The 13,281-nt window shown below is 71.7% G+C and carries 14 protein-coding genes; 10 read left to right on the top strand and 4 right to left on the bottom strand.

Annotation, left to right across the window (positions count from 1 at the left end; genetic code table 11):
* Nucleotides 1–2 precede the first annotated feature (2 nt).
* Both OG729_RS04660 and OG729_RS04655 read left to right on the top strand, forming a co-directional pair.
* The gene (locus OG729_RS04660) at nucleotides 3–845 is read left to right on the top strand and encodes an amidohydrolase family protein (RefSeq protein ID WP_405804468.1); all 843 of its coding nucleotides are present in this window, start codon (nucleotides 3–5) and stop codon (nucleotides 843–845) included.
* Nucleotides 846–903: 58 nt separating this feature from the next.
* A complete protein-coding gene (locus OG729_RS04655) occupies nucleotides 904–1,764 on the top strand; it encodes a DNA-formamidopyrimidine glycosylase family protein (protein ID WP_360865671.1) in 861 nt (286 codons plus the stop codon).
* A gap of 26 nt (nucleotides 1,765–1,790) precedes the next feature.
* Here OG729_RS04655 and OG729_RS04650 read toward each other — a convergent pair whose 3' ends face one another.
* Nucleotides 1,791–2,465, bottom strand: a complete 675-nt coding sequence (locus OG729_RS04650) for an anti-sigma factor family protein (RefSeq protein ID WP_405804467.1) — start codon at nucleotides 2,463–2,465, stop codon at nucleotides 1,791–1,793.
* Nucleotides 2,466–2,633: 168 nt separating this feature from the next.
* On the opposite strand from OG729_RS04650, the gene OG729_RS04645 reads away from it, so the two are divergent.
* The 7 genes from OG729_RS04645 to OG729_RS04615 all read left to right on the top strand — a co-directional run bounded on the left by OG729_RS04645 (nucleotide 2,634) and on the right by OG729_RS04615 (nucleotide 8,077).
* A complete protein-coding gene (locus OG729_RS04645) occupies nucleotides 2,634–2,870 on the top strand; it encodes a zf-HC2 domain-containing protein (protein ID WP_405804465.1) in 237 nt (78 codons plus the stop codon).
* 110 nt (nucleotides 2,871–2,980) lie between these two features.
* Nucleotides 2,981–3,844 (top strand): LytTR family DNA-binding domain-containing protein, encoded by an 864-nt coding sequence (locus OG729_RS04640; protein WP_360865663.1) that lies wholly within the window; start codon nucleotides 2,981–2,983, stop codon nucleotides 3,842–3,844.
* Nucleotides 3,845–4,010: 166 nt separating this feature from the next.
* On the top strand, nucleotides 4,011–4,298 hold the full coding sequence (locus tag OG729_RS04635) for a hypothetical protein (RefSeq protein ID WP_405804463.1): 288 nt from the start codon (nucleotides 4,011–4,013) through the stop codon (nucleotides 4,296–4,298).
* 99 nt (nucleotides 4,299–4,397) lie between these two features.
* Nucleotides 4,398–4,778 (top strand): hypothetical protein, encoded by a 381-nt coding sequence (locus tag OG729_RS04630; RefSeq protein WP_404727142.1) that lies wholly within the window; start codon nucleotides 4,398–4,400, stop codon nucleotides 4,776–4,778.
* 23 nt (nucleotides 4,779–4,801) lie between these two features.
* The gene (locus tag OG729_RS04625; RefSeq protein ID WP_405804462.1) at nucleotides 4,802–6,535 is read left to right on the top strand and encodes a cation acetate symporter; all 1,734 of its coding nucleotides are present in this window, start codon (nucleotides 4,802–4,804) and stop codon (nucleotides 6,533–6,535) included.
* Entirely contained in the window at nucleotides 6,532–7,752 is a 1,221-nt protein-coding gene (locus OG729_RS04620; RefSeq protein ID WP_405804460.1) for a sensor histidine kinase, read from the top strand. The genes OG729_RS04625 and OG729_RS04620 overlap by 4 nt, the downstream gene beginning before the upstream one ends.
* A 97-nt stretch (nucleotides 7,753–7,849) precedes the next feature.
* A complete protein-coding gene (locus OG729_RS04615) occupies nucleotides 7,850–8,077 on the top strand; it encodes a sigma factor-like helix-turn-helix DNA-binding protein (RefSeq protein ID WP_360865650.1) in 228 nt (75 codons plus the stop codon).
* A gap of 19 nt (nucleotides 8,078–8,096) precedes the next feature.
* On the opposite strand, the gene OG729_RS04610 is transcribed toward OG729_RS04615, so the two are convergent.
* Nucleotides 8,097–8,618: a hypothetical protein gene (locus OG729_RS04610; RefSeq protein WP_360865648.1), complete on the bottom strand. Its 522-nt coding sequence runs from the start codon at nucleotides 8,616–8,618 to the stop codon at nucleotides 8,097–8,099.
* 308 nt (nucleotides 8,619–8,926) lie between these two features.
* Between OG729_RS04610 and OG729_RS04605 the strand changes: the two genes are divergently transcribed.
* The gene (locus OG729_RS04605) at nucleotides 8,927–11,749 is read left to right on the top strand and encodes an ATP-binding protein (protein WP_405804458.1); all 2,823 of its coding nucleotides are present in this window, start codon (nucleotides 8,927–8,929) and stop codon (nucleotides 11,747–11,749) included.
* Nucleotides 11,750–11,755: 6 nt separating this feature from the next.
* Here OG729_RS04605 and OG729_RS04600 read toward each other — a convergent pair whose 3' ends face one another.
* Nucleotides 11,756–12,316, bottom strand: a complete 561-nt coding sequence (locus tag OG729_RS04600; RefSeq protein ID WP_405804457.1) for a sigma-70 family RNA polymerase sigma factor — start codon at nucleotides 12,314–12,316, stop codon at nucleotides 11,756–11,758.
* Between the two features lie 342 nt (nucleotides 12,317–12,658).
* Complete coding sequence (locus tag OG729_RS04595; RefSeq protein WP_405804455.1) at nucleotides 12,659–13,213, bottom strand: sigma-70 family RNA polymerase sigma factor; 555 nt, start codon at nucleotides 13,211–13,213, stop codon at nucleotides 12,659–12,661.
* Nucleotides 13,214–13,281 lie beyond the last annotated feature (68 nt).

Raw genomic sequence — 13,281 nt, 5'->3', positions numbered from 1 at the left:
CGATGGCGATCATCGATGCCCACCACCATGTGTGGGACCTCTCCGTACGGGACCAGGAGTGGATCACCGGCCCCGAGATGGCCCCCATCGCCCGCACCTTCTCGCTCGACGACGTCGCCGCCGAGACCCGCGCGGCGGGCGTGGGCGCCACCGTCCTCGTCCAGACGGTCACCGTCGCCGACGAGACACCCGAATTCCTCGCTCTCGCCAACGGCAGCGACCTCGTCGCGGGCGTCGTCGGCTGGACCGACCTCACCGCGCCCGATGTGGCCGACACCCTCGCGTCGCTGCGTGAACTCCCGGGCGGGGACCGGCTCGTCGGCATCCGCCACCAGGTCCAGGGGGAGCCCGACCCCGCCTGGCTGCTGCGCCCCGACGTACGGCGCGGCCTTGCGGCCGTTGCCGCCGCCGGACTCGTCTACGACCTCGTGGTCCAGCCGCACCAGCTGCCCGCGGCGGCCGAGGCGGCGGTCCGGCTGCCCGAGCTCACCTTCGTACTCGACCATCTCGGCAAGCCGCCCATCGCGTCCGGGGAGCTGGAGCCCTGGGCGAGCGACGTCCGCGCACTCGCGGCCCGGCCGAACACCGTATGCAAACTCTCCGGGATGGTCACCGAGGCGGCCTGGTCGACCTGGACCACACCCGATCTGAGCCCGTACGCCGATATGGTGCTCGACTCCTTCGGCCCGGGCCGGCTGATGTTCGGCTCCGACTGGCCCGTGTGCCGGCTCGCCGCGAGCTACGCCGAGGTCCTCGCGGCCGCCCGCGCGCTCACCCACCGGCTGAGCGACGAGGAACGCCGCGCCGTCTTCGAGACCACCGCGAGCCGCGTCTACGGGCTCTGAAGCCGCGTCTGCGGACCCCGAAACTGCGGGAGCCGGGAGCCTGCGGCACCCTGGATGCATGCCGGAGCTGCCCGAAGTCGAAGCGCTGAGAGAGTTCCTCGACGGCCATCTGGTGGGACAGGAGATCGTCCGTGTCCTGCCGCTGGCGATCAGCGTCCTGAAGACGTACGACCCACCGCTCACCGCCGTCGAGGGCGCCGAGGTCACCGCCGTGGACCGGCACGGTAAGTGGCTCGACATCAGCGCGGGCGGCCTCCATCTGGTCGCCCATCTCGCGCGGGCGGGCTGGCTCCAGTGGAAGGACGAATTCCCGGCCGCGCCGCCGCGCCCCGGCAAGGGACCGCTCGCGCTTCGTACCGTCCTCGCGTCGGGCAGCGGCTTCGACCTCACCGAGGCGGGCACCACCAAGCGGCTGGCCGTTCATCTCGTACACGACCCGGCCGAGGTGCCAGGCATCGCCCGTCTCGGCCCGGATCCGCTCGCCGACTCCTTCGACCGCGACGCCTTCGCCGCGCTGCTCGCGGGGGAACGGCGGCAGATCAAGGGCGCGCTGCGGGACCAGAGCCTGATCGCCGGAATAGGCAACGCGTACAGCGACGAGATTCTGCATGCCGCGAAGATGTCGCCGTTCAAGCCCGTCCAGAATCTCGACGAGGACGAGACCACCGCCCTGTACGAGGCCCTGCGCGCCACACTGAGCGAGGCCGTCGAGCGCTCGCGCGGAGTCGCCGCCGGGCGGCTCAAGGCCGAGAAGAAGAGCGGCCTGCGCGTCCACGGCCGCACGGGTCAGCCGTGCCCGGTCTGCGGTGACACCATCCGCGAGGTCTCCTTCAGCGACTCCTCGCTGCAGTACTGCCCCACCTGCCAGACGGGCGGCAAACCGCTCGCCGACCGCAGGCTCTCGCGGCTGTTGAAGTAGCGCCGTCCTGAGGTACCCCCGAGGTGCTACCCCTTGAGGGAGACCAGTGGCTGTCCGTCCTGCGTGCGGACCTCCCAGCGGCCGATCTCGCCGGTCGGCACGTCCGTTCCCCCCTCGATGTCCAGCGGCTCCTCATGACCGCCCGACCCCGGCATCCCGTAGCCGCCATCCGGCACCGACCAGGTGAGCACCGGGTGTTCGATGCCGTCCTTCCCCACGGCGACCAGCCGACAGGTGCGCGGTCCGGGTAGATGCGTGAGGCGCATCGCGACCGCCGTGCCCCAGACCCTCTTCTGCACCGCCGCGGCCACGGTGATACCTGTCCTGGCGTCCGTCGCCACGACCCGCTGGCCTTTGGGGGCAACCGCGCCGCCGCTCCGCAGCGCCACTGCCGCCGCGGGCAGGGCGACGATCAGCGCTGCGGCCGCCGCGACCAGCCGCAGCCGGCGCCTGCGGCTCCGCTGCCGGAACACCGCGACCTCGTCGGTCAGCCGGTCGAGCAGCCGCGGTCCCGGCCGGGCCTCGACCCGCTCGGGTCCCGCGAGTTCGGCCACGGCGGCGGCGACGGAGGTGAAGTCGGAGAGGCGTACCGTACACATCACGCACTCGGCGAGATGCTCCTCGAACCGGAAGGTGTCCGCGGGCTCCAGGACGCCCAGTGCATAGGCGGCCACGTCCTGATGCCGCTGCTGCATGCTCATGGCGTCCTCGATTCGTCTCTTCGCCCCGTACGGTGCTGCGTTGCGTGTGTTGTGGTCTGTTGCCCAGGAGTACGGACCAGGTGCGCGCTGTGCTCAACTCAATACGCGGCGAACGCAACCGCCGGGGCGGCTCGGACCGTGCGGCACGGTGACAGGCAGAATGTGTGCATGACAGGTGGAGAGACGGGTACCAGCATGACCGTGCCGCACCCCGACAGCGCCCATGTGGAACTACTGCTCGGCGCGTACGTCCTCGGTGCCCTCGGCCCGGCCGAGGACGCCCGGGTCTCCATCCATCTGCAGCTCTGCGACCCCTGCCGGACCGCCTACCTCGACATGGCCGATGCACCCGCGCTGCTGGCGCTGTTCTCCGAGGACGATCTGCTCGACGGCCTCGGCGACTGACGACAACGCAGCGTGGGGGTACCTCCCGTGCCCGAAGGGCTACGGGGGAGTGCCGTGCCAGGGCACGCGAGCCCGGCAAGGTCGGCCGGACAGGGCCTAAACTCCGCAGCATGCTGCGCGTACTGGCTGTCGACGACGAGAAACCAGCCCTCGAAGAGCTCCTCTACCTTCTGCGCTCCGACTCCCGCATCAGGAGCGCCGAAGGAGCCACGGACGCCACCGAGGCGCTGCGCCGCATCACCCGGGCGCTCGACGCGGGCCCGGACGGCGAAGACGCCATAGACGTGGTCTTCCTCGATATCCACATGGCCGGGCTCACTGGTCTCGACGTCGCCAGACTGCTCGCGGGATTCGCCCGGCCGCCGCTGATCGTGTTCGTCACCGCCCACGAGGGCTTCGCCGTCCAGGCCTTCGACCTCAAGGCCGTCGACTATGTGCTCAAGCCGGTGCGCAGGGAACGGCTGGCCGAAGCCGTACGCCGGGTGCGCGACCTGGTCGTCACGGCGCGCGAGGCACGGCAGCCCGAACCGGCCGGCCCCGCCGGGCCCGTCCCGTACACCGCCGCGCCCCCCGTGGCACACCAGGCCCCGCCGGAGACGATCGGCAGCGCCGAGCAGATACCGGTCGAACTGGGCGGAGTCACCCGGTTCGTACAAATCGACGACATCGCCTATGTCGAGGCCCAGGGCGACTACGCCCGGCTGCACACCGACGACGGCAGCCATCTGGTGCGCATCCCGCTGTCCACCTTGGAGGAGCGCTGGGCATCGCGTGGCTTCGTTCGCATCCACCGCAGCCATCTCGTCGCCATCGCCCGCATCGACGAACTGCGCCTGGACGCCGGGACGACCACCGTCAGGGTCGGCGCCGCAGAGCTCGCGGTCAGCCGGCGCCATGCGCGCCAGCTGCGCGAACTGCTGATGTTCCCGCGCAGCCCCAAGGGCACGGGAGGTACCCCGACCGCCAGGGGCTGAGCCGCCGCGCTGGACCTCGCTCGACCGTTCGACGGCCGTACGCGGCCGCTCGTCGCCCCACCGCAGCCGCCGGGCGACGGGCGTCGTCCGCTGACCGAACCGGATCCGGATTCGGCGCCGGCCGCCCTTGACCGCGACCTAGTCTTGGTGCGGGAGAAGGGGCCTGATGTCCGACATCGAAGCACTGCTGGCGGAGCTGCGGAGCCTGCCGGCGACCCGGGTGTCCAGCGCTCGTGACCTCGAGGCCCTGCTCGCCACGGTGAAGAGCGCCGCCGGGCGCTGGGCGGATGTGCTGTACGAGATCCAGGAATCTGCACAGGGACTCGTCGGCCCGCGCGCCGAGGCCGCCCTCGAAGTCGCCTTCCGCAGGGCCGAGGAGTCGTATGTCGAGCTGGAGATCGCGCTGAGCGACTGCGCTCAGCGCACTGGGTACTGGGACGCCCCGGGTTGCTGAAGCGCACGGGGTACTGATCGGTATCTACCGTAGGTAATCGCTCCTGCGTAGACTCCACATCTCCCGAGTGTTCGCCGACAGACGCTGGAGCGGACGACGATGTCTGCAGAGCAACACCCCCGCCGTGAGGTGGTCACCGGTGTGCCGCGCGGCGCGAGGCGTGCGCCGGGGCACGCGCCCGCCCGCTCCGAGATCAGCGAGCAGACGACACTCGGCGCCACCTATGTGCGTTCCCTGATGCGCAGCCAGCTGCGGGCCGCGCTGTACGCACTGGGGGCGCTCGCCCTGCTCGTCGGTTCGCTGCCGCTGCTCTTCGCGCTCCCTGCCGCCTTCAACAGCTCTCTCTCCTCGCCGGAGCCGTTCGTCTGGGCGGCCCTCGGCGTAGCCGTATACCCGGTGATGTGGCTGACCGCCCGCTGGTACGTACGCCGGGCCGAGCGCAATGAACAGGACTTCACCAGGCTCGTCGAAGGACGCTGACCCGTGCTCTCGGGGAAGGCCCAGTGAACCAGACCTACGCGGTGACCGCCGTCACCGTCGTGGTGCTCGCCACCGTGCTCATCGGCGCGCTCGGTCTGCGCATATCCCGTACCACCTCCGACTTCTACGTCGCATCGCGCACCGTCAAACCCGGCCTCAACGCCGCCGCCATCAGCGGCGAGTACCTCTCCGCAGCCTCCTTCCTCGGCATAGCCGGGCTGGTGCTGCTCCAGGGCCCGGACATGCTCTGGTACCCGGTCGGCTACACGGCCGGCTATCTCGTTCTGCTGGTGCTCGTCGCCGCTCCGCTGCGCCGCTCGGGGGCGTACACCCTGTCCGACTTCGCCGAGGCCCGGCTGGAGTCCGCAGCCGTGCGCAGGCTCGCAAGCCTCTTCGTCGTCGGTATCGGCTGGCTCTATCTGCTGCCCCAACTGCAGGGTGCGGGCCTGACCCTGGAGATCCTCACCGGCGCGCCCGACTGGGTGGGCGGCCTTGTCGTGGCCTTTGTCGTCACGGGAGCCGTCGCGGCGGGCGGGATGCGGAGCATCACTTTTGTGCAGGCCTTCCAGTACTGGCTCAAGCTCACCGCGCTGCTGGTGCCCGCGCTCTTCCTCGTCGCGGCCTGGGTCGGCGACGGCACACCCCGCGCCCGCTTCGACGCGCCGACCGTGCTGCGTGAACACACCGACGTACGCATCGACGACACCGTCCGGGTCGACCTCGACGAGCCGTTGACGCTGACGGTCACCGGCAACATCGACCAAACCGCGTACGAGAACCGCACGACCACCCTCGACAAGGGTACCCACCGCATCGGGTCGGGCACGACCCTCGGCCTCCCGCCGGGCGCCCATGTGCCGGAGCGGGCCTCGTCCCAGGCCGATCCGGCCAGCTGGTCCCAGCCGCTGTCCGGCGGCCGGGACGGCTACCACCTGTATGCGACGTACGGACTGATCCTCGCCACCTTCCTCGGCACGATGGGTCTTCCGCATGTCGCCGTCCGCTTCTACACCAGCCCCAACGGGCGCGCCGCCCGGCGCACCACCCTCGTCGTCCTGGGCCTGATCGGCGCCTTCTATCTGCTGCCGCCCGTCTATGGCGCGCTCGGGCGGATCTACGCACCCGAACTCGCCCTCACCGGCGCCGCGGATGCGGCCGTGCTGGTGCTGCCCGAGCGGATCGTCGGCGGAATAGCGGGGGATCTGCTCGGGGCGCTGCTGGCTGGCGGCGCCTTCGCAGCGTTCCTGTCCACCGCGTCCGGACTGACCATGTCCGTCGCCGGCGTCATCACGCAGGATGTGCTGCCCTCGCGCGGCGTACGGTACTTCCGCCTCGCGACCCTCCTCGCCATGGCGGCGCCGCTCGCCCTGAGCGTCGTGGCCACCAATGTGCCGGTCGCGGACGCGGTGGGCCTGGCGTTCGCCGTCTCCGCGTCCTCGTTCTGCCCGCTGCTCGTCCTCGGCATCTGGTGGCGACGGCTCACCCCGCCCGGCGCCGCCGCCGGGCTCGTCATCGGCGGCGGGTCCGCCCTCACCGCCGTGCTGGCCACCCGCGCGGGGCTCCCGCCCCAGGGCTGGGTGCACACCCTGATGGCCTGGCCCGCCGTATGGTCGGTGCCCCTCGGCTTTCTGACCATGGTGCTGGTCTCGCTGGCCACCCCGCGCCACATACCCGCCGGCGCCGCCGCGATCCTCGCGCGACTGCATCTGCCGGAAGACCTCGTCGGCCGGCCCCAGGCCGAAGGAGCGGAACGATGACCGGGACGGGAATGGCGGCACTGGCCGCCGCCGGCGCCCTCTTGCTCGTTGCCGGTGTCGCGCTCGGCAGGCTGACGGCACGGCGCGCAGCCAGAGGCGACCTCGACCTGGGCACACCCGTCGAACGGGCCACCTTCCACACCCTGCACACCGCATCCCTCGCCGCGCCCCCGCTGCGAGCCGGCCTCACCGAGGACACCGCACGCAAGGCCGCCCGGCGGCTGCGCTCCCTGCTCGGCACCGAGGCGCTCTGCCTCACCGACCGCGATGCGGTGCTCGCCTGGGACGGGCGCGGCGCCGACCACCACGAACAGCGTGTGATGGTGCGCGTCGCCGACGTGCTGGACTCCGGACGCAGCAAGAGCGTGCACACCGAGTGCGAGGACCTGGAGTGCCCGCTGCGCTGGGCCGTGATCGCCCCGCTCACCGGCGAGGAGGGGGTGCTCGGCGCGCTCGTCGCCTACGGTTCGCGCGAGTCGGCCGTTCTGGTGCGTGCCGCGACCGAGGTGGCCCGCTGGGTCTCCGTACAACTGGAACTGGCCGAGCTCGACCGCTCCCGCACCCGGCTGATCGAGGCCGAGATCCGTGCCCTGCGCGCCCAGATATCGCCGCACTTCATCTTCAACTCGCTCGCCGCGATCGCGTCCTTCGTCCGCACCGACCCCGAGCGGGCTCGCGAACTGCTGCTGGAATTCGCCGACTTCACCCGCTACTCCTTCCGCAGGCACGGCGACTTCACCAACCTCGCCGACGAACTGCGCTCCATCGAGCAGTACCTGGCGCTCGCCGGGGCCCGCTTCGGCGACCGGCTGAAGGTGACCTTGCAGGTCGCTCCGGAGGTGCTGCCGGTGACGCTGCCCTTCCTTTGTCTGCAGCCGCTCGTCGAGAATGCCGTCAAACACGGTCTTGAGGACTCCAGGAAGGAGTGCCGCGTCACGATAGCGGCGCGGGACGCCGGAGCCGAGGCGATGGTGACCATCGAGGACGACGGTGTGGGCATGGACCCGGCCGTGCTGCGGGGGATCCTCGCCGGGGAGCGCACCGGCTCTGCCGGCATCGGCCTGTCCAATGTCGACGAACGGCTGCGCCAGGTGTACGGAAACGATCACGGGCTCGTCATCGAGACGGGCGTCGGCGCCGGCATGAAGATCACGATCCGTGTCCCCAAATACCGGTCGGGCGTGCACTCCTCGGCCGGCCACCGGTCCGCGGACTGAGATTTTTCGGGGCCTTTGAGTCGTCTCGCCCCTCAGTTCGTATCAGTGGGCGATTCGCACCAACGAGGGTCGCATCCACGACGGGGAGTTACGAAGAATGAGCACCCTGCAGCCGCCAGTGGCAGCCAACCGTGACGATCTGCGCAGTCTGCTCGGCGCGCTCGATCCGGGCGACCGCGCGGTGGTCCGTGAGCTTCACCTGCTCCGCAGCACCCCCGGCGAGGCGGCGGCCGCGCTCGGCATTCCGGTGGCCGAGGTGCACCGCCGGGCGACGCGCGCCGTCCGGCTGCTCAGCCGCGGGGCCAGACAGTTCGATGCCGCCTAGGGCTTGTGGGGGCCGTCCCTCAGAAGAGATGGATGGCCAGATGGCTCAGCGGGAGACCGAGTTGCCAGGCCGGCGTCCATATCTGCGCGCACTCGTCGACGGGCACGTCCATCGGGCCCGCCGGATGCCAGGGCTCGCTCTCGCCCAGGTCGGCGGCGAGCAGTTCGGTCTGCCGCAGCCATCTCCAGGCGTCGAGCGCCAGGGCCAGGTCCGGATCGGCCCCTTCGCCCAGGTCGCGCTCCCGCTCCTGCCGGGCGGCGAGCCGCTCCTCGGCCCACTCCGGCCAGGGATGGCCGTAGGAGGTGAAGGAGAGCCACTCGTCGATCCGGGAGACCGCGCGGATGCCCGCGAGTTCGTCCGCGCCGTCGCACAGATAGATGGTGAGCGCCAGGGTCTGCCGGCCTGCGCGGTACTCGAGCGAACCCTGCTCCACGAGTGCGCCCGTGCGGAGCATCTCGTCGGCGATGTACTCGGCGCAGAGCCACGCCATGGGGACTGCCAGCCTGCCACCGCTGGTGCCGTTCGAACTTTCGGGCTGCACGTTTCCCACCTTCCTCCCGGACGACTTCGTGTGCCGACGTGGACGACGACTCGAGCACGAGCCTCCACCGAGAGACACGGCTCGCGGCCCCTCTTTACTCAACTTGAGCGTGAGGTTTCGCATACTGTCGCCCCTTGGCCGTGGCCCGAGGGGGACAAGGACACCGCAGGGACATCCGGGGCGCGGGTGACTGGCCCGCGGCCGCCTGTGGACGAGCGATCCTGGGCGCGATAATGCGGAACAGTGCGCGTTCACGACGGCTGGGCGGTCAGACTCCGCCCCCGTGGCGTGTCGGCGGGGACGGGGTGGTGGCCGCCGTGCTGGTCGGTCGGGAAGAACATGTCGGCGCATTGCGCGGACTGCTCGACGAGGCAACGGCAGGGCGCGGCGGCTCGGCGCTGGTCGAGGGCGAGCCGGGTGCCGGCAGGACCCGGCTGCTGACGGAAGCGCTGTCGGCGGCGGTCGGGCTCGGCTGTCGCGTACGGCACGGCAGCGGCGACGAACTGTGGCAGGGCTACCCGCTCCGGACGGTTCTCGACTGCCTGTACGGGGACGACGCCGCCGCGGACCCCGGGCGCGCCGAGATCGTCGGGCTGCTGAACGGCGAGGACGCCGACACACCGACGGCCGAGGCGTCCCTGCTGGCCGCCATGGACCGGCTGCTGTCCGTCGTCGAGGAGCGCTGCGCCGAGGGGCCGCTCGTTCTCGTACTCGACGATCTGCAATGGGCCGACGACGCGAGTCTGCTGACCTGGCAGCGCCTCACCACGGCCGCACCGCGGCTGCCGCTGCTCCTGGTGGCCTCGTGCCGGCCAGTGCCCATACGGCGTGAACTCGACCGACTGCGGGCCGGGTTGGTGGAGCGCGGCACCCTGCCCCTTCGCCTCGGCCCGCTCACGCCGGAGGAGGCCGACCGGCTGGTGGAGAGCCTTGTCGGCGCGGCCCCGGGGCCCCGGCTGCGCGGACGGGTCGGGCTTGCGGGCGGAAACCCGCGCTATGTCGAGGAGTTGGTGACGGGTCTGCTCGCCGAAGGAGCCCTCGACATCACCGACGGGCGCGCCGAAATCGGCGCGCACGACGGGGGAGCCGGCGCTTTGCGCTCCCTGGCGGACACGATCGGCTTCCTGACCCCGTCCTCGTACGAGACGCTGCGTCAGGCGGCCCTGTTCGGGGTGGAGTTCGACGCCGGGCAGTTGGCCGTAGCCCTTGGACGGACGAACCGCGAGCTGCTGGCAGACCTCGGGGAATCGATCGCCGCAGGACTGCTGAGCGACACGGGGGACCGGCTGCGGTTCCGCCATGAGCTGGTCCGTGAAGCGCTGTACGCCGGCATCCCCGGCTCGGTGCGCTCGGCGCTGCATCTGGACACCGCGCGGGCACTCGCCGACGCCGGAGCGGCCCCGCCCGTCGTCGCCGCGCAGTTGGGTGGGATGTCGGGGCCGATGACGGGGTGGGCGGTGCGCTGGCTCGTGGAGAACGCCGGGACCCTCAACGCCCAGTCGCCCCAGCTCGCCGCGGAGCTGATAGAGCGGGCCATCGAGCAGGGCTGGCCCAGCGACGCCGACCGTCCGGTACTCGAGGACCGGCTGGCCGAGGCGGCGACGTTGCTGCGCCGCCCGGAGTCGGCCGGACTCGTACGCACCCTGCGCGACCGGGTGGAGGACCCCGTGCGTCGTGCGGTGCTCGGGTTCACGCTCACCTCGGCGCTGATGGTGCAGGGAGAAACGGCTCAGGCGCTGAAGGCCACCGAGGAGGCACTGGCCGAGCCGGGGCTCTGTGCCCACTGGCGCATCCGGCTCGTGGCGTGCCGGGTGCTCTGCCATGCGGATCTGGACCGGCTGGACGAGGCACGCGCCGAGGGGGAGGAGGCCGTCGCGGCGGCCGAACGGCTCGGTGACCCGCTCGCCGAGGCCGAGGCACGGCATGCGATGGCCTATGTGTACTACCGGCTCGGCCGGGAGCGGGACAGCCTCGGCCACGCGGCGCGAGGCATCGCCAGGGCCAGACAGGTCCCGGACGCCGCCGACATCCGGCTGCTGATGCTCGTGAACGCCGCGGAGGGGTACGACCGGCTCGACGACGTGGAGCAGGCGGAGGAGGCCCTTGACGAGGCGGGGACGCTGGCCCGGCGCACGGGCTCCACGGGCCGGCTCGTCGGGATCGAGGCGCGCCGCGCCGGTCTGCATTTCCGGCGCGGGTGCTGGGACCGGGCGGCCGGACATCTGGAGCGGGCCGCGGAGCTGAAGGTTTCGGACCCCTGGGTGCCGGTGATCGTCCACGGGATGCACGCCCTGATCCTCGGTCACCGCGACCAGCGTGCAGCGGCGGTCGCGCATCTGGAGCGGGTGGAGCCGGACGCCCTCGCCCTCGGCACGGTCGTGCGGCGCGAGGCCTCCCACCTTCTGCTGGCCCGGTCGCTCCTTGCGGAGCGTGACGGCCGTCCGGGGGACGCACTGCGGGTGCTGCTGCCCGTGCTGTCACCCGAGTACGCGGCCGACATGGTCCATGAGCGGCACCGGCTGCTGCCCGAAGTGGTCCGGCTCGCTCTGGAGTCGGGGGATGCCGCGAGCGCCGAGGCCGCGGTGGCGGCCTGCGAGGCGGAGGCGGCCGAGGCGCCCGAGTACCCCGGTCCAAGGATCGCGGCGATCCGCTGCCGTGGACTGTTCGCCCAGGATCCGGCGGTCATCGCGCAGGCCGTTTCGTACTACGAGGGCGGCTCGTGGCCGCTCCTGCTGGGGACGACGCTGGAGGACCTGGCGGTGGCACGGGCCTGGCACGGCGACCTCGCGGCGTCGCGCGTCAGTCTTGACCGGGCAGTCGATGCGTACGAGGGTCTCGGCGCCCGGTGGGACATCGCGAGGGCCGAGGCCCGGCTGCGCACGCTGGGGGTACGCAGAGGCAGCCGCACCACACGCCGCAGGGCAACCAGCGGCTGGGAGTCGCTCACGCCCGCCGAGCTGAAGGTCGCGCTGCTGGTCGCGCAGGGGCGCTCGAACCCGGAGATCGCGACGGATCTGTTCCTGTCCCGACGGACCGTCCAGACCCATGTGTCCCACATCCTCGGCAAGTTGCAGCTGCGCTCGCGTACCGAGGTGGCGAGGGAGGCCGCGCTGCAGACCGCGGGGCAGTGAGCCGGGTCAGAAGGCCTTCGCGCCGTAGCCGGGCAGCACCTTGCGGAGGGCGCGCAGCGCGTAATACGTGCGGGATTTGACCGTGCCCGGGGGGATGCCGAGCGCCTCGGAGGCCTCGGCCACCGACAGCCCCCGGAAGTAGATCTGCACCAGCACCTCGCGGTGCTCACGGCTCAGCGTCCTGACGGCATCGCGCACATCGAGCGTGGTGGAGGACGTCTCCGAGTGGTCGTCGGCGAGGGGGGTCTGGGCCACGCTGTCCGCGGCCACCTCGGTGGGGCGGGCCTGCCGGGCCCGGCGCGCGTCGATCGCGAGTCGGCGGCCCACGGTGAACAGCCATGGGCGCATCGACTCATGGTCGGTCTCCAACGCCTCTGGATGTCGCCATGCGCGCACCAGGGTCTCCTGCACCAGATCCTCGGCCCGCTGGCGGTCCCCGTAGCTGAGTCCGAGGAGAAAGCCGAACAGGGCTCTGCCGTGCTCACGCTGCAGCTCGGCGAGGGCGCTCTCGCCGGTACGGGGCGCGGTCGCGTTGGCGCCGGTCCGCTGGTTCAGAGTGGTGGTCACCGTAACTCTCCTTCTGACGGCCCGTTCGCCGAGTCGGCCAGGCTGTACCGACTCCCAGAGGGTGGCGGGGCGGGCCCGCGGAGTTATCCGCCAGCTGGCGGATACGGGGCTGTTCGGCGCTGAGCGGCCGTATGGGACGACGAGGGCGGCGACGAGCGGTCGAACGGACGCGACAAGCGGTACGGCGGACTGCGGCCGACGGCCGGATCGGTTCGGGGTGGTCACCGATGAGCCTCGGACGGCGGTCGGAACGGTTCGGGGCGGTCGCCGATGCGCCTCGGAGCGGCGGCCGACACGGTTCAGGGCGGTCGCCGATGCGCCTCGGACGGCGGTCGGAACGGCTCAGGCCGTTGCCGAAGCCCGGGGCCGTGCGTAACCCGGCAGGCAGCGGGCGAGCGCACGCAGCGCGTAGTACGAACGCGACTTGACCGTCCCCGCCGGTATGCCGAGCGCCTGAGCCGCCTCGTTCACGCTCAGCCCGTAGAAGTAGATCTGCACCAGCACCGCGCGGTGCTCGGGGCTCAGCGACTCGACCGCGGCCCGCACGTCGAGCGCCGCGACGGCCGTCTCGGTGATGTCCGCCGGGTCCGGGGTCGTCGCCAGCACCCCGTCGCCGATCTCCGTCGGGCGCGCCAGCCGCGAGCGGCGGGCGTCGATCGCGAGCCGCCGCCCGACCGTGAAGAGCCACGGCCGCATCGACTCGTAGGGGCCCTCGAAGGCCTCGGGGTGCTGCCAGGCCCGTACGAGCGTCTCCTGCAGCAGGTCCTCGGCGCGTTGCTGGTCCCCGTATGTCAGACCGAGCAGAAAGCTGAGCAGCGCGGGGCCGTGTTCACGCTGCAGCTCCGCCATGGCTTGCTCGTCGGTCGTCGTGGAGGCGGATGCGGTCGCGGTCGCCATTGCCAACACCCTTTCGCGCTGAGGTCACTGCACGTGGCGTATATGAACGCATCCGGGCGCGAAGGGAC

Origin of the sequence: Streptomyces sp. NBC_00210 (genome assembly GCF_045160975.1) — a bacterium.
In the GTDB taxonomy this organism is placed as follows: Bacteria; Actinomycetota; Actinomycetes; order Streptomycetales; family Streptomycetaceae; genus Streptomyces.
Note: the sequence above shows the minus strand (reverse complement) of the source record. Positions and strands in the feature narration are given on the sequence as shown.